Annotated in this window: 21 protein-coding genes and 1 tRNA gene; 16 read left to right on the forward strand and 6 right to left on the reverse strand. The window is 66.9% G+C overall.

The window, feature by feature from the left end; genetic code table 11:
* Positions 1-75: 75 nt before the first annotated feature.
* The 10 genes from SL003B_RS09690 to SL003B_RS09735 all read left to right on the forward strand — a co-directional run bounded on the left by SL003B_RS09690 (position 76) and on the right by SL003B_RS09735 (position 9,744).
* A complete protein-coding gene (locus SL003B_RS09690) occupies positions 76-276 on the forward strand; it encodes a DUF6898 family protein (protein ID WP_041375475.1) in 201 nt (66 codons plus the stop codon).
* Between the two features lie 207 nt (positions 277-483).
* Positions 484-1,791 carry a serine hydroxymethyltransferase gene (glyA, locus tag SL003B_RS09695; protein WP_041376001.1) on the forward strand — a complete coding sequence of 436 codons (1,308 nt, stop codon included), beginning with the start codon at positions 484-486 and terminating at the stop codon, positions 1,789-1,791.
* A gap of 30 nt (positions 1,792-1,821) precedes the next feature.
* Entirely contained in the window at positions 1,822-2,298 is a 477-nt protein-coding gene (nrdR, locus tag SL003B_RS09700) for a transcriptional regulator NrdR (protein ID WP_013652661.1), read from the forward strand.
* Entirely contained in the window at positions 2,295-3,461 is a 1,167-nt protein-coding gene (gene ribD, locus SL003B_RS09705; RefSeq protein ID WP_013652662.1) for a bifunctional diaminohydroxyphosphoribosylaminopyrimidine deaminase/5-amino-6-(5-phosphoribosylamino)uracil reductase RibD, read from the forward strand. Before nrdR ends, ribD begins: the two co-directional genes overlap by 4 nt.
* A 1-nt stretch (position 3,462) precedes the next feature.
* Positions 3,463-4,068 (forward strand): riboflavin synthase, encoded by a 606-nt coding sequence (locus tag SL003B_RS09710; RefSeq protein WP_013652663.1) that lies wholly within the window; start codon positions 3,463-3,465, stop codon positions 4,066-4,068.
* An 88-nt stretch (positions 4,069-4,156) separates the two neighbouring features.
* The gene (gene ribH / locus SL003B_RS09715; RefSeq protein WP_013652664.1) at positions 4,157-4,606 is read left to right on the forward strand and encodes a 6,7-dimethyl-8-ribityllumazine synthase; all 450 of its coding nucleotides are present in this window, start codon (positions 4,157-4,159) and stop codon (positions 4,604-4,606) included.
* 6 nt (positions 4,607-4,612) lie between these two features.
* Positions 4,613-5,128, forward strand: coding sequence for a transcription antitermination factor NusB (gene nusB, locus SL003B_RS09720; protein WP_013652665.1), 516 nt, complete (start codon positions 4,613-4,615; stop codon positions 5,126-5,128).
* A gap of 2 nt (positions 5,129-5,130) precedes the next feature.
* Positions 5,131-6,129: a thiamine-phosphate kinase gene (gene thiL, locus SL003B_RS09725; RefSeq protein WP_013652666.1), complete on the forward strand. Its 999-nt coding sequence runs from the start codon at positions 5,131-5,133 to the stop codon at positions 6,127-6,129.
* A gap of 67 nt (positions 6,130-6,196) precedes the next feature.
* On the forward strand, positions 6,197-7,423 hold the full coding sequence (locus tag SL003B_RS09730; RefSeq protein ID WP_013652667.1) for an MFS transporter: 1,227 nt from the start codon (positions 6,197-6,199) through the stop codon (positions 7,421-7,423).
* Between the two features lie 188 nt (positions 7,424-7,611).
* Positions 7,612-9,744, forward strand: a complete 2,133-nt coding sequence (locus SL003B_RS09735; RefSeq protein ID WP_013652668.1) for a sodium-translocating pyrophosphatase — start codon at positions 7,612-7,614, stop codon at positions 9,742-9,744.
* 254 nt (positions 9,745-9,998) lie between these two features.
* On the opposite strand, the gene SL003B_RS09740 is transcribed toward SL003B_RS09735, so the two are convergent.
* A complete protein-coding gene (locus SL003B_RS09740; protein ID WP_013652669.1) occupies positions 9,999-10,436 on the reverse strand; it encodes an outer membrane protein assembly factor BamE in 438 nt (145 codons plus the stop codon).
* Between the two features lie 132 nt (positions 10,437-10,568).
* Here SL003B_RS09740 and SL003B_RS09745 point away from each other — a divergent pair, with 132 nt between their 5' ends.
* From SL003B_RS09745 to SL003B_RS09770, 6 genes are all read left to right on the forward strand, one after another.
* The gene (locus SL003B_RS09745) at positions 10,569-11,126 is read left to right on the forward strand and encodes a ubiquinol-cytochrome C chaperone family protein (protein ID WP_013652670.1); all 558 of its coding nucleotides are present in this window, start codon (positions 10,569-10,571) and stop codon (positions 11,124-11,126) included.
* Positions 11,119-11,670: a YceD family protein gene (locus SL003B_RS09750; protein ID WP_013652671.1), complete on the forward strand. Its 552-nt coding sequence runs from the start codon at positions 11,119-11,121 to the stop codon at positions 11,668-11,670. The genes SL003B_RS09745 and SL003B_RS09750 overlap by 8 nt, the downstream gene beginning before the upstream one ends.
* 160 nt (positions 11,671-11,830) lie before the next feature.
* A complete protein-coding gene (gene plsX / locus SL003B_RS09755; protein WP_013652672.1) occupies positions 11,831-12,895 on the forward strand; it encodes a phosphate acyltransferase PlsX in 1,065 nt (354 codons plus the stop codon).
* Complete coding sequence (locus SL003B_RS09760; RefSeq protein ID WP_013652673.1) at positions 12,892-13,869, forward strand: beta-ketoacyl-ACP synthase III; 978 nt, start codon at positions 12,892-12,894, stop codon at positions 13,867-13,869. Before plsX ends, SL003B_RS09760 begins: the two co-directional genes overlap by 4 nt.
* Before the next feature lie 150 nt (positions 13,870-14,019).
* Positions 14,020-14,334, forward strand: a complete 315-nt coding sequence (locus SL003B_RS09765) for an integration host factor subunit alpha (protein WP_013652674.1) — start codon at positions 14,020-14,022, stop codon at positions 14,332-14,334.
* A 21-nt stretch (positions 14,335-14,355) separates the two neighbouring features.
* Positions 14,356-14,988, forward strand: coding sequence for a MerR family transcriptional regulator (locus tag SL003B_RS09770; protein ID WP_013652675.1), 633 nt, complete (start codon positions 14,356-14,358; stop codon positions 14,986-14,988).
* Between the two features lie 64 nt (positions 14,989-15,052).
* Here SL003B_RS09770 and SL003B_RS09775 read toward each other — a convergent pair.
* The 5 genes from SL003B_RS09775 to SL003B_RS09795 form a co-directional block, all read right to left on the reverse strand.
* A tRNA-Pro gene (locus SL003B_RS09775) sits at positions 15,053-15,129 on the reverse strand.
* Entirely contained in the window at positions 15,120-16,427 is a 1,308-nt protein-coding gene (locus SL003B_RS22760) for an O-antigen ligase family protein (protein ID WP_013652676.1), read from the reverse strand. The genes SL003B_RS09775 and SL003B_RS22760 overlap by 10 nt, the downstream gene beginning before the upstream one ends.
* Positions 16,424-18,013 carry an undecaprenyl-phosphate glucose phosphotransferase gene (locus SL003B_RS09785; protein WP_013652677.1) on the reverse strand — a complete coding sequence of 530 codons (1,590 nt, stop codon included), beginning with the start codon at positions 18,011-18,013 and terminating at the stop codon, positions 16,424-16,426. Before SL003B_RS09785 ends, SL003B_RS22760 begins: the two co-directional genes overlap by 4 nt.
* Complete coding sequence (locus SL003B_RS09790) at positions 18,013-19,242, reverse strand: glycosyltransferase family 4 protein (RefSeq protein WP_013652678.1); 1,230 nt, start codon at positions 19,240-19,242, stop codon at positions 18,013-18,015. Before SL003B_RS09790 ends, SL003B_RS09785 begins: the two co-directional genes overlap by 1 nt.
* A 104-nt stretch (positions 19,243-19,346) precedes the next feature.
* Complete coding sequence (locus SL003B_RS09795) at positions 19,347-19,904, reverse strand: polysaccharide biosynthesis/export family protein (RefSeq protein ID WP_083812076.1); 558 nt, start codon at positions 19,902-19,904, stop codon at positions 19,347-19,349.
* Positions 19,905-20,058: the final 154 nt, after the last annotated feature.

Raw genomic sequence — 20,058 nt, forward strand, 5'->3', positions numbered from 1 at the left:
TGGAGGCGTCGGGGACTTGCGCCGACGTCCGGAGTCGGGCTCAGTATGGCAGCGCTTGGCAGGTACGAGGGACGGATGAGCGGGCAGGGGAGGCCGGACGGCGAGGTCTATCTGGAGTTCCTGCCGGTGGGCCGGCAGGTGAAGGTGACGGCCATCGATGCGGCGACCGGCGTCGAGGTCTCGGTGATGGGGCCGTCCAGCGCGGCAGCCGCCGATCTCAAGGCGCTGGCGCTGCGCAAGCTGAACCGCCGCCTGGCGGACCTTGGCGAGCCATGACGGGCCCTTGGTGCCCTCCGGGTTGGGCAAGGCGGGACACCTGCCGCGCATGCGGCGCGCTGGCACTTGGTTCGCCCGGTTCTCTATGTTAAGTGCTGACCCTCGAAATCGGGACGTCCCGGAATCGTCGCCGCGTGCGGCATGCGACCGGATCGGACGTGCCCCTTGGACCACGCGACAATCGCCAAGAAGGACCATGCCATGTCGATGACGGATATCTCGGCCGGCCAGTCGACCTTTTCCGGTTTCTTCACCCGCGGCCTCGCCGAGGCCGATCCGGACGTCTTCGACGCCATCCGGAAGGAAACCGGACGCCAGCAGCACGAGATCGAACTGATCGCGTCCGAAAACATCGTCTCCAAGGCGGTGCTTGAGGCGCAGGGCTCGGTCCTGACCAACAAGTATGCCGAAGGCTATCCCGGCCGGCGCTACTATGGCGGCTGCCAGTATGTCGACATCGTCGAGAATCTCGCCATCGAGCGGGCCAAGACGCTGTTCGGCTGCGCTTTCGCCAATGTCCAGCCAAACTCCGGCTCGCAGATGAACCAGGCGGTGTTCCTCGCCCTGCTGCAGCCGGGCGACACCTTCATGGGCCTCGATCTGAATTCCGGCGGTCACCTGACCCACGGTTCGTCGGTCAACATGTCCGGCAAGTGGTTCAACGTCGTCTCCTACGGCGTGCGCAAGGACGATCACCTGCTCGACATGGACGAGATCGAGCGTCTCGCCCATGTCCACAAGCCGAAGCTGATCATCGCCGGCGGCACGGCCTATTCGCGCATCTGGGACTGGAAAAGGTTCCGCGAGATCGCCGACGCGGTCGGCGCCTGGCTGATGGTCGACATGGCTCATATCGCCGGTCTCGTCGCCGGCGGCGTGCATCCCTCGCCGATCCCCCACGCCCACGTCGTGACCACGACGACACACAAGTCGCTCCGCGGCCCGCGCGGCGGCATGATCCTGACCAACGACGAGGACCTTGCCAAGAAGGTCAATTCGGCGGTGTTCCCCGGGCTGCAGGGCGGCCCGCTGATGCATGTCATCGCCGCAAAGGCGGTCGCTTTCGGCGAGGCGCTGCAGCCCGCCTTCAAGACCTATGCCGCTGATGTCGTCGCCAATGCCAAGGCGCTGGCCCAGACCCTGAAGGAGCAGGGGCTGGACATCGTCTCCGGCGGCACTGACAATCATCTCATGCTGGTCGACCTGCGTCCGAAGAACGCCACCGGCAAGAAGGCTGAGGCGGCGCTTGGTCGGGCCAATATCACCTGCAACAAGAATGGCATCCCGTTCGACCCGGAAAAGCCGTTCGTCACCTCCGGCGTCCGCCTCGGCACGCCGGCCGGCACCACGCGCGGCTTCGGTCTGGCCGAATTCCGCGAGATCGGCCTGCTGATCACCGAGGTGCTCGACGGCCTGAAGGCTGCCAACAGCGAGGAGGGCAACGCCGCGGTCGAAGCCGCCGTCAAGGCCAAGGTCGAGGCCTTGACCGCACGGTTCCCGATCTACCCGGCCTGACCCCGCAGGGGAGGCGAAGGAGCAGGCTACATGCGGTGCCCGTTCTGCGGCGGCGACGAGACCCAGGTCAAGGATTCGCGGCCTACGGAAGACAACACGGCGATCCGGCGCAGGCGGGTCTGTTCCACCTGCGGCGGTCGCTTCACGACCTTCGAGCGCGTGCAGCTGCGCGAGCTGATGGTCGTCAAGCGCTCCGGCCGGCGGGTGCCGTTCGACCGCGACAAGCTGATACACTCGGTCCAGATCGCGGTGCGCAAGCGTCCGGTCGACCCGGAGCGCATCGAACGCATGGTCAGCGGCATCGTCCGCCAGTTGGAAAGCTCCGGCGAGGGCGAGGTGACGTCGGAAACGATCGGCACTCATGTCATGGAAGGCCTGAAAGCCATCGACGACGTTGCCTATGTCCGCTTCGCCTCCGTCTACAAGAACTTCCGCGAGGCGAAGGACTTCGAGGCACTGCTCGGCGAACTGAGTGGCCCGGCCGACGAGGCGCTGGAGGAAACGTGACCGGCGCCGGCAGTGCGGAGGCATCCGGTGCGGCTGTGGCGGGCGTCGTCTGCGACATCGACCGCCGCTACATGGCCGCCGCCGTCGCGCTTGCGCGTCGCGGCCTCGGCCGGGTGTGGCCGAACCCCTCCGTCGGCGCGCTGATCGTCGCAGACACGGGCGGCGCGCCTGTCGTGGTCGGCCGCGGCGTGACCTCGCCTCCCGGCGGTCCGCATGCCGAGGTCAACGCCCTGCGTCAGGCCGGCGACAGGGCGCGCGGCGCGACCTGCTACGTGACGCTCGAACCCTGTTCCCACCACGGCCGCACGCCGCCGTGTTCGGCCGCGCTCGTGTCGGCGGGAGTCCGGAGGGTTGTGATAGGGATTGCGGACCCCAATAGGAGGGTTTCAGGACGCGGAATCGGCATGCTGAGGGACGCCGGAATCGCGGTGACGGTCGGCGTCGAGGCGGTCGCGTGCCGCGACCTGCACCTTGGCCACAGCCTGCGCGTTCTGGCCCAGCGACCGGCCGTCACGCTCAAGCTGGCGCTGTCGGCGGACGGCTTCATCGGTCGGCTCGGCGCGGGGCAGATCGCCATCACCGGCTCGCTTTCCAAGCGTTTCGCCCACGGCATCCGGGCACGGAGCGACGGCATCCTCGTCGGCGTCGGCACCGTCCTTGCCGACGATCCGCAACTGACCTGCCGGCTTCCCGGCCTTGAGGGCCGCTCGCCCGTGCGCGTCGTCCTCGATCCGAACGCGCGCCTGCCGCTCGGCAGCCGGCTGGTGCGCAGCGCCGCCGAGGTCCCCGTGTGGGCCGTCGTCGCCAACGCCGCCGACCCGGACCGGCTCGGCGCTCTCGCCCGTGCCGGCGTCCTCATTATCCGCGTTCCGGCCGGACCGGAGGGGATCGATCCGCTCGTCGCGCTGACCGCGCTGTCCGCCCGCGGCATCACCCGCGTGATGGTCGAAGGCGGCTCCCGGGTCGCCGCAGCGTTCCTGCGCGCCGACATGGTCGATGAGGCCTGGCTGGTCCATGGGCCGGCGTCGCTCGGCGCCGGCGGCGTCCTGCCGTTCGGCGCGGAGGGAGCCGACGCGTTGGCGGGCACAGGCCGGTTTCATGTGGTGGAGACCGGGATCTGGGGCGAGGACCATTATGTCCGCTACCGCCGAAAGGAGGCCTGACATGTTCACCGGTATCGTCACCGACGTCGGAACGATCCTTCGCGTCGAGTCCATTCCGGCCGGGAGGCGCACGAGAATCGCAACGGCTTACGATCCCGACACGATCGACATCGGCGCCTCGATCGCCTGCGGCGGTCCCTGCCACACGGTGACCGCCAAGGGCCGCACCGGCGGCGTCAACTGGTTCGAGGTCGAATCGGGCGCCGAGACCTTGCGCCTGACCACGGTCAGCGACTGGACGGCGGGCATGCGGCTCAATCTGGAGCGGTCGCTGATGCTCGGCGCCGAACTGGGCGGGCATCTGGTGCTCGGCCATGTCGATGGTACGGCCACAATTCTGGAGCGGCGCGACCATCCGGAGTCGGTCTATTTCCGCTTCGAGGCCCCCGCCGGCCTCGCCCGGTTCATCGCCCGCAAGGGCTCGGTCGCTTTGGACGGCACCTCGCTGACGGTCAATGAGGTTGAGGGCGACAGCTTCTCGGTGTTCCTCATCCCCCATACGCTGCAAGTCACGACCTGGGCGGAACGGCACGCGGGCGACCGCGTGAACCTTGAAGTTGACATGATGGCGCGCTATGCTGCGCGCCTCGCCGAGTACCATGCCTGACCGCCCGGCTCCGCCGGCATAAGCACTGGACAAATCCGGACGGGCGTGGTTCCTGACCCGGCCCTCTCGAAGAAAGACGACCGATCCCATGAGCTCCGCGCCGCACGTTCTGATCATCGAAGCCCGCTTCTACGCCGACATCGCCGACGCGCTGTTCCAGGGCGCGTCCCGTGTGCTGGAAGATGCCGGCGCCACCTACGAACGGCTGTTCGTGCCGGGAGTTCTGGAGATCCCGGCTGCGCTCTCGATGGTACTGACCGCCATGGAGAACGAGGGCGTGATCTATGACGGCTTCGTGTTGCTCGGCTGCGTGATCCGGGGCGAGACCTCGCACTACGACATCGTCGCCAACGAGTCGGCGCGCGCGGTGATGAACCTGGTGATCGATGCCGACCTCGCGCTCGGCAACGGCATTCTGACGGTCGAGAACGGCGACCAGGCCTGGGCCAGGGCCCGTCCCGACCAGAAGGACAAAGGCGGTTTTGCGGCCAAGGCGGCGCTCGACATGATCCGCCTGCGGGAAAGGCTTGGAGTCTGAACGGACATGACCGACAAGGTCGCACATGAAGGGGGCCGAGACGCCCGTCCGGCGAACAAGCGCGGCGCGGCCCGGCTCGGCGCCGTCCAGGCGCTCTACCAGATGGACATAGGCGGTGCTTCGCTGACCGATGTCGTCAATGAATTCACAGCCTTCCGGCTCGGCAAGGAGCTCGACGGCGCGCAGTACCGCGAGGCCGACGAACTCTGGTTCAAGGACGTCGTCAAGGGTGTGGTGGAGGAACAGCGAAAGCTCGATCCGTTCATCCACACCGCACTGGTCGAGGACTGGCCGCTGCGGCGGATCGACAGCCTGCTGCGCGCGATCCTGCGTGCGGGCGCCTACGAGTTGCTGCGTCGACGCGACGTTCCGGCCCGCGTCATCATCTCCGAATACATCGACGTCGCAAAGGCCTTCTACGCCGAGGACGAACCGCGTCTGGTCAACGGTGTGCTCGACCGTCTCGCGCATGAATTGCGCACGGGCGAGTTCGCGGCCAAGGACGGTACCGGCGAGGGCTGACGATGGTCGCCGACAGGCCGCATGAATTCGACCTGATCGCGCGCTATTTCGCGCCGCTTGCCACCGATCCGGGCTGTCTTGCCCTGACCGACGACGCAGCCGCGCTCACGCCGTCACCGGGCACCGATCTGGTCCTGACCAAGGACATGCTCGCCGCCGGGGTCCATTTCTTTCCGGGTGATCCGCCCGACAGCATCGCCGCCAAGGCGCTGCGGGTGAACCTGTCCGACCTTGCCGCAAAGGGCGCCCGGCCTCGGGCCTACCTGCTCGGACTGGCGCTGCAAGACGACTGGACCGAGGACTGGCTTGCGGCCTTTTCGGCCGGCCTTGCCGCCGACCAGGCGCGCTTCGGCCTGTCCCTCTATGGCGGAGACACGATCCGCTCGGGAGCAGGCCTTGTGGTGTCGGTCACCGCGATCGGCGAGGTGCCTGCCGGGCGGACGGTGCGGCGCAACGGCGCCAGGCCCGGAGACCGGATCTTCGTCACCGGCACGATCGGCGACGCGGCCCTCGGCCTGCGCCTGCGCTTGGATCCCGGGCTTGCCGACCGACTCGGACTTGCCGCGCAGGAGCGGGAACACCTGCTGCGCCGCTATCTGTGGCCCGAGCCGCGCACGGCACTTGCCGCCGCCATCCTCGATCACGCCAGCGCCTCGATCGACGTCTCCGACGGCCTTGCCGCCGATGCCGGTCACGTCTGCCGGGAATCCCGTGTCGACGGCGTCATCGACGTCGATCTCGTGCCGTTCTCGCCGGCCGCCCGCGGGGTGCGAGCGCAGGATCCCGGTCTCGGGCTCGCCTGCCTGACCGGCGGAGACGACTACGAGATCCTCGCCTGCGTTCCGCCGCAGGCCTGCGACGGATTTGTCGCCGCCGCGGCCGACGCCGGCGTTGCGGTCAGTTGCATCGGCGAGGTTGCCGAAGGTGGCGGTCGGCTGACGTTCACGCAGGGCGGACGGCCCGTCCAGGTTTCGGACGGGGGCGGCTTCCGTCACTTCTAGCTGCTCCACCCGTCGCGGCAGTCCAGTAGGACGGCTCGCCCGCAGGAGGGAGATCGAGGATAGGTCAATGAGTGCAGTCGGCGGCGCCGGTGCGGAATTCGTGGACAACCGGCTTGCCAAACGCAACGCCGTGCTGCTGGCGCTTGCCCAGGCGCTCGGCGGCGCCTCGGCTTCGATCGTGATCGCGACGGCGTCGCTTGTCGGCAACAGCCTGCTCGGTGCCGACAAGTCGCTTGCGACGCTGCCGGTTTCCTTCATGGTCCTCGGCACCGCGATCGGCACCCTGCCGGCGGGTGCGATCATGCGCCGCTATGGCCGGCGCGCCGGTTTCATGGGCGCCTCCGCTTTCGGCATCGCCGCGGCCCTGCTTTCCGCCTACGCGGTCCTGGACGGCAATTTTCCCCTGTTCATCCTCGGCTGTGCCGGCACCGGCTTTGTCGGCGCTTTCGTTCAACAGTTCCGCTTCGCGGCGGCCGACACCGCGAGCGAGACATTCAAGCCCAAGGCGATCTCCTGGGTTCTTGCCGGCGGCGTGCTGGCCGGCATCGTCGGCCCGCAGACTGTGATCGCGACCAAGGACTTGTTCGCGCCGATCCTGTTCGCCGGCACGTATCTGGCGCTGGCAGGCCTGTCCCTTGCCGCGCTGGTGGTGCTGTTCTTCCTGCGCGTGCCGCCGCCGGCACGCGCCGCGTCCGGTGCGGCGATCGGCCGGCCGCTGTCGGTGATCGTGCGCCAGCCGGTATTCATCGTCGCGGCGGCGTGCGGCGTGTGTTCCTACGCGCTCATGAGCCTGGTGATGACGGCCACGCCACTGGCCATGATCGGCTGCGGCCTGACGCAGACCGATGCCGCGCTGGCGATCCAGTGGCACGTGCTGGCCATGTTCGGGCCGAGTTTCTTCACCGGATCGTTGATCGCCCGCTACGGCGCGGCGCGGATTGTGATCGTCGGCCTGGCCTTGCTTGCCGGCTGCGCGGTGGTCGCGTTGATGGGCGTCGAAGTCATGCACTTCTGGGTGGCACTCGTGCTGCTCGGCCTGGGCTGGAACTTCGGCTTCATCGGCGCGACGGCAATGCTGTCGCGCGCCTACCGGCCGCAGGAACGCAACACGGTCCAGGCGTTCAACGACTTCCTGGTCTTCGGCTTCGTCGCCTTCGCCTCGTTCTCATCCGGTCACCTCCTTCACAATTTCGGCTGGGGCACGGTCAATCTCCTCGTGTTCCCGGTCTCTGCCGTCTGTCTTGCGCTGATCGGCTGGCTCGCGCTGTACGACCGCCGGGAAGGCGCGCCCTAGCCGCGGTGGCCGCAGCCAGTGCGCTTTCGACCCTGTGCGTTTGTGAAAAGACTCCCTTGACCACCCCTGCGTTCTTGCTGCTACCGTGCGGTTTGGTTTCGCGTTGTTTCCATATTACGGTGCAGACCGCACTGCAGCACTTGGCCCAATAAGAAAAAGACCGGGCTGCGCATCATTTGGGAGGTTCTATGACCGAGTTAGTTGTCGTAATCGTTTGCGGGTTCCTGTCCATCGGCTACGGGGTCTGGGCGATCCAGTCCGTCATGACGGCCGATGCAGGATCCGCCCGCATGCGCGAGATCGCGGGGGCGATCCAGGAAGGCGCGCAGGCGTATCTGATGCGCCAGTACACCACCATCGCCGCCGTCGGCGTCGTGGTCTTTTTCCTGGCCTGGTGGTTGCTGTCGGGCAGTGCCGCCATCGGTTTCCTGATCGGAGCCGTGCTGTCGGGGGCTGCCGGCTTCATCGGCATGATGGTCTCGGTCCGGGCCAACGTACGCACCGCCCAGGCGGCGAGCCAGAGCCTGGCGGCCGGTCTCGGCATTGCGTTTAAGTCGGGCGCTATCACCGGCCTTCTGGTCGCCGGCCTCGCGCTGCTCGGCGTCTCGGTCTATTTCGCCATTCTCACTGGAGCCATGGGCTACAGCCCGAGCGACCGCGTCGTCATCGACGCCCTCGTCGCGCTCGGATTCGGTGCGTCGCTGATCTCTATCTTCGCCCGTCTGGGCGGCGGCATCTTCACCAAGGGGGCCGACGTCGGCGGTGACCTCGTCGGCAAGGTCGAGGCCGGCATTCCCGAGGACGATCCGCGCAACCCGGCGACCATCGCGGACAATGTCGGCGACAACGTCGGCGATTGTGCGGGCATGGCTGCCGACCTGTTCGAGACCTATGCCGTGACCGTCGTCGCCACCATGGTGCTGGCGTCGATCTTCTTCGTCGGCGATGCGGCATCCAAACTGATGCTGCTGCCGCTGGTGATCGGCGCTGCCTGTGTCGTGACCTCGATCGTCGGCACGTTCTTCGTCAAGCTTGGCGCGAACAACTCGATCATGGGCGCCCTCTACAAGGGCTTCGTGGCGACAGCGGTGCTGTCGGCAGTGGCGCTGTTCCTGATCACCTGGTTCTGGCTCGGCCTCGGATCGCAATTCACCACATCGGGCGGCCTGACCTTCACCGGAGCGAGCCTGTTCTACTGCGGCATCGTCGGGCTGGTCGTGACCGGGCTCATCATCTGGGTGACGGAATACTACACCGGCACGGGCTTCCGCCCGGTGGTCTCGATCGCCCAGGCCTCGGTTTCCGGCCACGGCACCAACGTCATTCAGGGCCTGGCCGTTTCGCTCGAGGCGACCGCCCTGCCGGCGATCATCATCATCGGCGGCATTCTGGCGGCCTTCAATCTGGCCGGCCTGTTCGGCATCGCCATCGCGGTGACAACGATGTTGGCGCTGGCAGGCATGGTCGTCGCGCTCGACGCCTTCGGCCCGGTCACCGACAATGCCGGCGGCATCGCCGAAATGGCCGGTCTGCCGAAGGAAGTGCGGGTGACCACCGACGCGCTCGACGCCGTCGGCAACACCACCAAGGCGGTGACCAAGGGCTATGCCATCGGCTCTGCGGGCCTCGGTGCGCTGGTGCTCTTCGCAGCCTACACGGAGGACCTCAAGTTCTTCGCGGCCAATGCCACGCCGGGTAGCTACTTCGACGGCGTTTCGGTCGACTTCTCGCTCTCCAACCCCTACGTGGTGGTCGGCCTCCTCTTCGGCGGCCTGCTGCCGTATCTGTTCGGCGGCATGTCCATGACCGCGGTCGGCCGTGCGGCCGGTTCGGTCGTGGAGGAAGTGCGCCGGCAGTTCCGCGAGAAGCCGGGTATCATGCAGGGTACGGAAAAGCCGGATTACGGTCGCGCCGTGGACATGCTGACCAAGGCCGCAATCCGCGAGATGATCGTGCCCTCGTTGTTGCCGGTGTTGTCGCCGATCGTGGCCTATTTCGCCATCTACGCGATCGCCGGAAAATCCGAGGGCTTCGCGGCGGTCGGCGCCATGCTGCTCGGTGTCATCGTCACCGGCCTCTTCGTGGCCATTTCCATGACCGCCGGCGGCGGTGCCTGGGACAACGCCAAGAAGAGCTTCGAGGACGGCTTCACCGACAAGGACGGCGTGGTCCACATGAAGGGCTCGGAGGCGCACAAGGCGTCGGTCACCGGCGACACGGTCGGCGATCCCTACAAGGACACCGCTGGCCCCGCCGTCAATCCGATGATCAAGATCACCAACATCGTCGCGCTGCTGCTGCTCGCGGTACTGGCGCACTGATCGTCCGACGGAAAACGGCGAAGGCCCCCGCAGGATCGCGGGGGCCTTCGCTTGTTGACGCAGCCGCAGCCTCTCCGGTGTCGATGAAGGAGACCGGAGGCCCCCGGCTCGCCGATCCCGCATATGCGCTTCGCTGCGTGCAGGATGACGCGTCTGGAGGTTTGTGAACAAGCTGGGCCTCCGCGGGATCGCGGGGCTCGCGTTCGTTTGGGCGTTCGCTTTGCGCGGCGCGTATTCCCTGCCGGGGCCAGAGGCTACAGGCCGAGGCCCGGCCGCGTGGCGCCGCGCAGGATCTGGGTCAGGAAGCCGTAGTCCGCGCCGCCGGTGCGGGTCGTGCGCTTGATGAAGTCGAACACCTTGCCGTCCTGCAGGCCGTAGTGGCCGATGTCGCGGACGTAGCCTTCCTCATCGAAATAGACCGCTACCACCCGCTGCTCGACGATCTTGGAACCCATGAAGGCAGTCGTCTGCGCGACCTGCGAGATGTAGTAGTAGGCGTCGCCGCTGATGTTCGAGGTCGTCGAAGGCGAGCCGAGCACCAGTTCCACGTTCTCCCGGCTCGAGCCGACCTGGATCTGGTCGAGCATGTCCTGCGAGATCGCGTGGCCGTGGTTGTAGCTTTGCGTGAAGCAGCCGCCGAGCGTCAGGCCGAGGACGACCGGGACCATCACCGCATGTGCCTTCATCTTCATTGACTGTTTCCTGTCCCATCTGAACCGGCTTTACCGCACGGCGCGTATCGGATTTCGTTCCTTGGCAAAGTCCCTAACCTGCGATAGGGCACAAGGCAACACCGCTCGCGCACACCCGCACCGAGGCATCGCATGGTTTTCAGCCTTTTCCGCCGCCGCCGGCCGACCTCCGAATACGCGCTGTACGGGGCGATCGTGGCTCAAGCGCGGCAGCCGGGATTCTATTCGCCCATCGGCGTGCCCGACACGGTCGACGGCCGGTTCGACATGATCGTGCTGCATGCCATCCTGGTGTTCCGCCGGCTGCAGGGCGAGGGCAGGGAGGTGGCCGAGTTCGCCCAGAAGGTGTTCGACCTGTTTTTCCGGGACATGGACGGGTCGCTGCGCGAGATGGGCGTTAGCGACGTCGGCGTGCCCAGGAAGGTGAAGAAGATGGCCGAGGCGTTTTACGGTCGCGCGGCCGCCTATGGCACGGCCCTGGACGACGGAGAGCTTGGCGCGCTCGCTGCCGCGATCGACCGCAACGTGTTTCCCGAGGCGTCCAGTCCCGCCGCCGCCCGGGCGTTGGCAGCCTATGCCATGGCCGTCGCCCAGGTGCTGGCGCAGCAGCCCGTCGAGGCGCTGAGGCGCGGCGAGGTGGCCTGGCCCGATCCGATCCCCCATCATCCGGAGCAGGAGACTCATGACTGACGCCGGTTTCCCCTACAGCCACCGTTTCGACGTCGCCAAGCTCGGCAATCGCAGCCAGTCCCTGGTGCTCGCGCCGACCGAGTCGCAGCGTGCCAGGATCGCCGAGGCCTACGGTCTCGAGGCCCTGCCGGCTCTGACCGCCGAACTGGAGATAAGGCCCTGGCGCAAGGCCGGGGTCTTCGTCAGCGGACGCTTGCGCGCGCGCGTCGTGCAGGTCTGCGTCGTCACGCTCGAACCGTTCGAGGCCGGGATCGACGAGAGGCTCGAACGTGCCTACCTGCCGGATGCCGGTGACGGCGAGCCCGACGAAGAGGGAGAGATCGAGATCGATCTGGAAGCGCCCGAACCTCCGGATCTAATCGAGCACGGGATCATCGACCTCGGCGCGCTGATCTGCGAGCATCTGGCACTGACGCTCGATCCGTTCCCGCGCCGGCCGGGGGCGGAACTCGAGTCCCCGGAGCCGGACGAGGAGGCCAGCGAGGCGGAGCGCCCGTCGCCGTTCAAGGTGCTGGAAAAGCTGAAGCGGCCGAACAAGGACTAGGTCGTGGTGGACCGGACCTGCGAAAACGGTTGTCTCGTGGCGCGAAACGGTTATGTTCGCCACCGCTGTGGCCGCCTGAGGCGGCCGGGCGTTCTCCCTCTAGCCGGACCGGCCGGCTTGCGCGCCTGAGGCCGCGCGGATGGATTGCAAGAACCGATAGATGGCGAAACCCATACATATCTCGCTGGACGTCATGGGCGGCGATTCGGGCGCCGAGGTCGTCCTTCCCGGCGCCGAAATCGCGCTGCTGCGCCATCCCGACACGCGCTTCCTCCTGTTCGGCCACGAAAAGGTGGTCCTGCCGCTGCTCGAGAAATATCCGCGCGTGCGCGATGCCTCGACCTTCCATCATTGCGACGTCTCCGTCGCCATGGATGCCAAGCCGAGCCAGGCGCTCAAACAGGGGCGCTGGCGCTCGAGCATGTGGCGGTCCATCGAGGCTGTGAAGACGGGCGACGCCGACGTCGCCGTGTCAGCCGGCAACACCGGCGCGCTGATGGCCATGTCCAAGTTCTGCCTGCGCACCATGGCCAATATCGAGCGCCCGGCGATCGCGGCGATCTGGCCGACGACGCGCGGCGAGTCCGTGGTGCTCGATGTCGGCGCGACCATCGGTGCGGATGCCCAGCAGCTGATCGATTTCGCCATTCTGGGCGGCGCCATGGCGCGTGCCCTGTTCGGTATCGAGAAGCCGACCGTCGGCCTGCTCAATATCGGCGTGGAGGAGGTCAAGGGCCTGGAGGAGGTGCGCACCGCCGGCCGGCTGCTCAAGGAGACGCCCCTGCGCTCCTTCACCTACGCGGGCTTCGTCGAGGGCGATGACCTCGGCAAGGGCACCGTCGACGTGGTCGTCACCGAGGGCTTCGCGGGCAACATCGCGCTCAAGACCGCGGAAGGCACCGCCAAGCAGATTGGCGGCTACCTGCGCTCGGCGATGCAGCGCACGCTCATGGCCCGGCTGGGCTATCTGCTCGCCAGGAGCGCCTTCGACCGGTTGCGCGAGAAGATGGACCCGCGCAAGGTCAACGGCGGCGTGTTTCTCGGGCTCAACGGCATCGTCATCAAGAGCCACGGCGGCACCGACGCGGAGGGCTTTGCCAGCGCCATCGGACTCGCCTACGACATGGTCCGCAACGAACTTCTGCACAAGATCGCCCAGGATCTGATCCACTATCATCGCGGGCGGTTCGCCACGCCTGCAGACCAAACCGAAGGTGAGTCGTGAGCGTCATCCGTTCAACCGTTCTTGGCTGCGGCAGCTACCTCCCCGAAAAGTGCCTGACCAACGACGATCTCGCCCGGATGGTGGACACCACCGACGAATGGATCGTCCAGCGCACCGGCATCCGCCAGCGCCATATCGCGGCGGACGGCGAATTCACCTCCCACCTGGCGATCAAGGCGGCGCAGCGCGCGCTCCGGCACGCGGGGGTCGACGCCCAGGACATCGACACGATCATTCTGGCGACCGCCACGCCCGACAACACCTTTCCCGCCACGGCGGTGAGCGTGCAGGCCGACCTTGGCATCTACCACGGTATGGCCTTCGACATTCACGCCGTGTGCTCCGGGTTCGTCTATGCGCTGGCGACGGCCGACGCTTTCATGCGCTGCGGTCAGTCTAAGCGGGCACTGGTCATCGGTGCCGAGACCTTCTCGCGCATCCTCGACTGGAACGATCGGACCACCTGCGTCCTGTTCGGCGACGGGGCGGGGGCGGTCGTCCTGGAGGCTCGGGAAGGCAGCGGCACTCTCGGTGACCGAGGCGTGCTGACGACGCATTTGCGCTCCGACGGCCGCAACAAGTGCAAGCTGTACGTCGACGGCGGGCCGTCGTCGACCCAGACGGTCGGTCACCTGCGCATGGAGGGCCGCGAGGTGTTCAAGCACGCGGTCGGCATGATCACCGACGTGATCGAGGACGCCTTCGCCGCCACCGGCACGTCCGCCGACGACCTGGACTGGTTCGTTCCCCATCAGGCCAACAAGCGCATCATCGACGCCAGCGCCAAGAAGCTCGGCATCGCGCCGGAGAAGGTCGTCACCACCGTCGACCTGCACGGCAACACCTCCGCGGCCTCGATCCCGCTCGCGCTCGACAGCGCGGTGCGCGACGGGCGCGTCAAGACCGGCGACCTGGTTCTGCTCGAAGCCATGGGCGGTGGCTTCACCTGGGGCTCGGCGCTGCTGCGGTGGTGAATCCGACACACTGCGGGCGCGAGATCCTCGTGATCGCCGTTTGACCCATAGTTCAGGTTGACCGGCCTGTGAGGACGCAATACCGTAGCCCCGTGCGGTAAGTTCCATTGCAAAATCAGCCAGATCGATGATCTTGGCCAAGGAGGGGCCATGGGGAGCAGGACAATCACGCGGGCCGACCTCTGCGAGGCGGTCTATCAGAAGGTCGGACTGTCCCGCACCGAATCGTCCGAGCTGGTCGAACGGGTGCTGTCCGAGATCTCGGATTGTCTCGTCACCGGGGAATCGGTCAAGCTGTCCTCCTTCGGATCCTTCGTCGTCCGCTCCAAGGGCGAGCGCATCGGACGCAATCCCAAGACGGGCGAGGAAGTGCCGATCTCACCGCGCAGGGTCATGGTCTTCAAGCCGAGCAACATCCTCAAGCAGAGGATCAACGAGTCCCTGACGTCTCCCGATGCCGACTGACCGCCACCGTAAAACCCGAGTATGAGCTCCCTGGAAAAAAGCCCCGACGCCTTCCGGACGATCAGCGAGGTTGCTGAGGAGCTCGACCTGCCGCAGCATGTTCTGCGGTTCTGGGAAACCCGGTTCACCCAGATCAAGCCGCTCAAGCGCGGCGGCGGCCGGCGCTACTACCGGCCTGACGACGTTGAGCTGCTGCGTGGCATCCGCCATCTGCTCTACGGCGAGGGCTACACCATCAAGGGCGTGCAGCGCATCCTGAAGGACCAGGGGCCGCGCTTCGTCATGCAGATCTGGCGCGAGGACGCCATGCCCGTCGCCGTCGCCCATAAGCTGCTGGAGGCGGACGCGGCGCCGGCACCCGCCGCACGCCGTCCGGCCGTTGTCGAGCCGCAGTACCAGGATCACGACCCCGGTTCGCAGGATGCTCCGGTCCAGGAGCCGGAAGCCTTGCCGAGGGGCGTTCTGGCCGAAGGCCAGACCCGCGCTGCGGCCCCGGCGCATGGAAAGGGCTTCCGGTTCATCGACCGTTTGAGGGGGGAAAAGGCGGAACAGGCGAGCGAGCCGGGCACCTTGTCGAAGGATGACATCCGCCGGCTGCAGGCGACGCTGTTCGAGCTGCTCGAGTGCAAGCGCCTGCTCGACCAGGCACGCTGAGCGCACCGGAAGCGAGACGCTCCGACCATTTAAAAGCACGTTATTTCAAGCGTTTGGGGAGTTTTGGTCGGGCAGGCCGGATTTGAACCGACGACCCCTTGACCCCCAGTCAAGTGCGCTACCAGGCTGCGCTACTGCCCGACTGCGCCCCTCTTATCCGGTTCGATTGCCGGGCGCAAGGTTTGCCGTGCGTGCCGGTCCACAGATCTGTTGGCGAGACTCATCCTGTCGGCGGCGATCAGGCCCCAGGCAAGGCCGTAAAGCATGTAGAAATGGCGCCAGTGGTCGGTGTCGATGATCGCGCTCATGATCATGTGCGCCAGCAGCACGGCGAAGACGCAGCGGGCGAAGGGCGTCCAGGGGCGCGCCTTGAACAGTACCGGCACGAAGGCGGCGAGCGTCCACACCACCAGGAACAGATAGGTCGTGCCGCCGAGCCAGCCGTAGGTGGTGAAGGCCTTCAGGTAGACGTTGTGCTCGTCCTCGGGGAAGTACTTGTTGAACTCCAGCGGGCCGAGGCCGAGCGGATGTTCCATCACCATGCCGAAGCCGAGCGAGTAGCGGGCGAAGCGGCCGAGCCGGGCGCCGTCGTAGTCCTGCACCAGCTTGGCGCGCTGCTGGAACATGTCGGCGACGCTTTCGATCGACAGCGCGACCGCCAGCAGCCCTGCGACCGCGACGACGCCGGCGACGCCGATCAGGACCAGGCGCAGGCGGGCGGCAGGCCGGCGCTCGCTCACCAGCTGCAACAGGTAAAGCACGAGTGCGGCGATGGCGAGCATCGCCCAGGCGCCGCGCGAGAAGCTGAGGAACACGCCGAGCACCAGGATCGGCAGCAGCATCAGCGCCGAGAGGTTGCGGGCGAACGGGCTGCCGAGCAGGCGCTGGATCAGGAGCACGGCCGGCAGCACCAGGAACGGGCCGAACACGTTCGGATCCTCGAAGGTGCCGCGCGCGCGGCCGTAGAGGGTGAAGAAGTCGCTGCCCGGCAGCAGGTGAAAATAACCGACGATGCCGATCAGCGCCGACAGCGTCGCGCTGGCGATATAGGCTCTTTCGATGACGCGCGTGCGCTCCGGCCGCTCCGCCAGGATCGCGGCATAGAAGATCGCGGTGGCGGCCAGGAAGGCCGAGACGGCCATGTAGATGATCGCCGTCGGCAGATCGCGGGCGAAGGGCACCGAGGCGATGCCGCCGGCGATGAACAGCATCATCATGACGATCAGCGGGCCGAATTGCGGACGCAGCTTCAGGCCGCAGGCGAGCCATACGACGAGCAGGCCGGCCATGTAGAGTTCGTAGGGCGCCGGCTCGCGGATGACGAAGCCGCCGAGGAAGGCGGCGAGCCACAGCGCCGCGTCGCCGAGGCTGCCGGCGCTGACCAGCAGGCCCTGCCGGGCTGGGATCGGCCGACCGGCGCCTGCGATCAGGGTGCTCAATACGCGTTCTCCGTGTTGAGCAGGCGGATCGGCGTCATGACGAGAATGTAGAGGTCGAACGGGATCGACCAGTTCTCGATGTAGTAGAGGTCGCATTCGACGCGCTTCTGGATCTTCTCCGGCGTGTCGACCTCGCCGCGCCAGCCGTTGATCTGCGCCCAGCCGGTGACGCCGGGCTTGACCTTGTGGCGGGCGTAGTAGCCGTAGACCACCTCGTCCCAGGTCTTGTTGTCGGTGTGCGCGTTGACCGCGTGCGGCCGAGGCCCGACCAGGGACAGTTCGCCGCTCAGCACGTTGAACAGCTGCGGCAGTTCGTCGATGGAGGCGCGGCGGATGAACCGGCCGACGCGGGTGACCCGCGGATCGCCCTTGGTGACGACGCGCTTGGCGTCCGGGTCGGCCATCTCGTGATACATCGAGCGGAACTTCAGCACCTCGATGATCTCGTTGTTGAAGCCGTAGCGCTTCTGGCGGAACAGCACCGGGCCGCGGCTGTCGAGCTTGATGGCGAGTGCGGTCGCCAGCATGACGGGCGACAGGGCGACCAGCGCCGCGCTGGCGAAGACGATGTCGAACACCCGCTTGGCGACCATGTCCCAGTTGGTGATCGGTTTCTCGACCACGTCGATGAACGGCACCGTGCCGATGAAGGACGAGGCGCGGCTGCGGAAGCGCAGCTTGTCGGTATGCGCCGACAGGCGGATGTCGATCGGCAGCACCCACAGCTTGCGCAGCAGTTCCAGCACCCGCTGTTCGGCCCGCACCGGAATGCAGACGATCAGCATGTCGATGCGGGCGAGCCGGGCGAATTCGACCAGGGCGTCGATGTTGCCGAGCTTGGGATAGCCGGCGACGACGGGCGGCGAGCGGTCGCTGGCGCGGTCGTCGAAGATGCCGCAGATGCGGATGTCGTTGTCGGGCTGGGATTCGAGCTCGTGGATCAGGTCGGCTGCTGCCGAACCGCCGCCGACGATCACCGCCCGCCGCTCCAGCCGGCCCTGCGCCATCCAGGTGCGGATCCGGCGGGAGACCAGCAGGCGCGCGGCGGCGAGGGTGACGAGGCCGCCAGCATACCACAGGCCGAGCCAGGGACTGGCGATGCTCTCGCCGAGCGGGGTGGTGACGAGGGCGATGGCGACCATGGCGAACACCAGCGTCCAGCCGCTGGCGATGCGTCCGACCTGGGCGAACACGGCGCGCATGACCGACACCTGGTAGCAGTCGAAGGCCTGGAAGAAGGCCAGTGCGAACAGGACCGAGGCTGCGAGCAGGCCGCCCGAGAGGGGAGACAGGCCGTCGAGGCCCACGGTGGCGGCCAGGGCGGCGAGGCCGGTGGCCAGCACGAGGGCGCCGTCGATCAGGCGTACCGAGCCCTCCAGCACCGGCAGCGACACGCCGTCCGTACGCAGACTGTCGGCAATGGCGGTCGCCTCGGGCGACAGGTCGGCCTTGGGTGCGCCGGAGGAGGCGCCGGGACCTTCGGTGCCTCGACGCAATTCCTCCGCCAGGCGTCGGCGCAGGCTGGCCGCGTCTTCGGCTTCGGGAGGCGGCGCGGGGGAAATGGACGACTGGGCGAGTGTGGCCATCACGGGTTGCTCGAGCTGGCGTAAACGGTTTGCGGGTCCGGCATGCCTGCGCTGGCCGCTGGCTGGGCCGTGACCTCGCTCCCCGCGATGTCCTGGCCGCGCAGCTGCCGGTACAAGGCGGTGATGCGGTCGGACATGAGGTCGACCGAGAAGGTCTCGGCGAGGCAGGTGCGCAGGCTCTTGGCGAAGCTGCGCATGGCCTGGGGGTCGGCGAGGGCGCCCTCCATAGCCGCGGTCAGCTTGTCGACGTCGCCGGCCTCGACGAGGCGCGAGGCATAACGGCCGAAGATCTCCGGGATGCCGCCGACGCGGGTGGCGATCAGCGGCACCTGGGCGGCGACCGTCTCCAGCACGATGTAGGGCATGGCTTCCGCCCGCGACGGCACGACCACGCAGCGTCCCATCCTGAAGGCCTGGCGGGCTGGCAAGGCGCCGTGGAAGGTGACGGCGCCGGTCAGTCCTAGGTCCTTCACCTTCTGCTCGTATTTCGCCCGGTCGGGTCCCTCGCCGACGATATGCGCGCTCGGTGCCTGTCCGGTCCTGAGCCGGAGGTTGTAGAGCGCCTCGATGAACAGGTCCGGCCCCTTCAGGTCGCGCAGCATGCCGATGTAGAGGAAGTCGCGCGCGTCCTCGTCCGGCTGCACGGGCATGAACTCGCTCGGCTGCAGGCCGTTGTAGACCACCCGCGCCGGGATCCTCGGGTGGCCGACCTTGGTCTCGTAGGCGGCGTATTCGTAGTCGGAAACGAAGATCAGGCCGTCGGTGAAATGCGCCTGGAGCCGCTCCAGTGCATGATAGACGCGGCCCTCGAGCCGGTTGGGATCGTAATGCAGGCTGCCGCCGTGCGGGCAGTAGATGCGTGTCACGTCGCGGCCCTGCAGGCGCAGGAGCGTGCCGATGGCGCGCATGTAGGCGCCACCCTTGGCGCCATGACCGTGCACGATGTCAGGCTTCAGGTCCTTGACATAGCGGTAGAGGCGGAAAGCCGCCGCGAGGTCCTGCAGCGCCAGGCTGCGCTGCATGGGAAAGCGCGCGACGCCGAGCGCTAGGTGCGGTCGCAGCCGGTCGACGAAAGCGTTGTCGAAGTCGCTGCCGGAGGAAGAGTCGCAGATCACGCCGACGGCATGGCCGGCCTGCGACTGGGCGATCGCCAGGTCGTGAATATGCCGAAAGATCCCGCCGATGGGCGAGCGGACGCAATGAACGATCCGCAATGGGCTCGTGCTCATTCTGTAAGCTCCCTGCTTCGGCCTCCGGGCTTCTTTTGGCCCGTGAGGCTGATGCTGAGACCTTACGCGACGAGGATGAGTCCCCGGTTAATCCGCCGCCGCCCTTAGAAGAAGCGCTCGCGTACGTAAATCGTGTCGCCGGGACGGATCGGGTCCGTGATAGGGACACGGCCGTTTAGGATTTCGCCGTTGATCTGGCGGGTGATGTCGGCGCTGCCCTGCTCGGCGCGCGCGCCGAAGCCGCCGGCGGTGGCGATGGCGTTCTGCACCGTCATGCCGGCGACGTAAGGATACTGGCCGGCGTTCTGCACTTCGCCCATGACAAAGATCGGACGGTACTGGTCGACTTCCACCGAGACGTCCGGATCGCGCAGGTAGCCACGCCGCAATGCGGTCGCGATGTCGGCGGCGAGTTCCTGCTGGGTCTTGCCCCGGGCGGCCAGGCTGCCGACCAGCGGCATCGAAATATAGCCTGCCTGATCAACGACATAGGTATTGGATAGGTCGTCCTGTCCGAACACGATGATGCGCAGGCGATCGCTTGAATCGAGCCGGTAGGGCTGGGTCAGGATCTCGTGGAAGGCGGTCGGAGGACGCTTGTATCCGCTGCATCCGGCCAGCGCCAGGGACATGGCAATAATGACAAGCAACCGGGTGGGCATCGACGACTCCTGACCTTCCTGCCGCCACAGTCGCAAAACGTGGTTAACACGGCGTGAACGACTTTCGGATGTACAAACTTCCATTCATGAAACATTTACAAAGGTTAATTTTCAAAAATTCCTGGCCGATTGCCGCTTAACACAACGCTTACCA

This window comes from Polymorphum gilvum SL003B-26A1, from assembly GCF_000192745.1.
Classification (GTDB): Bacteria; Pseudomonadota; Alphaproteobacteria; order Rhizobiales; family Stappiaceae; genus Polymorphum; species Polymorphum gilvum.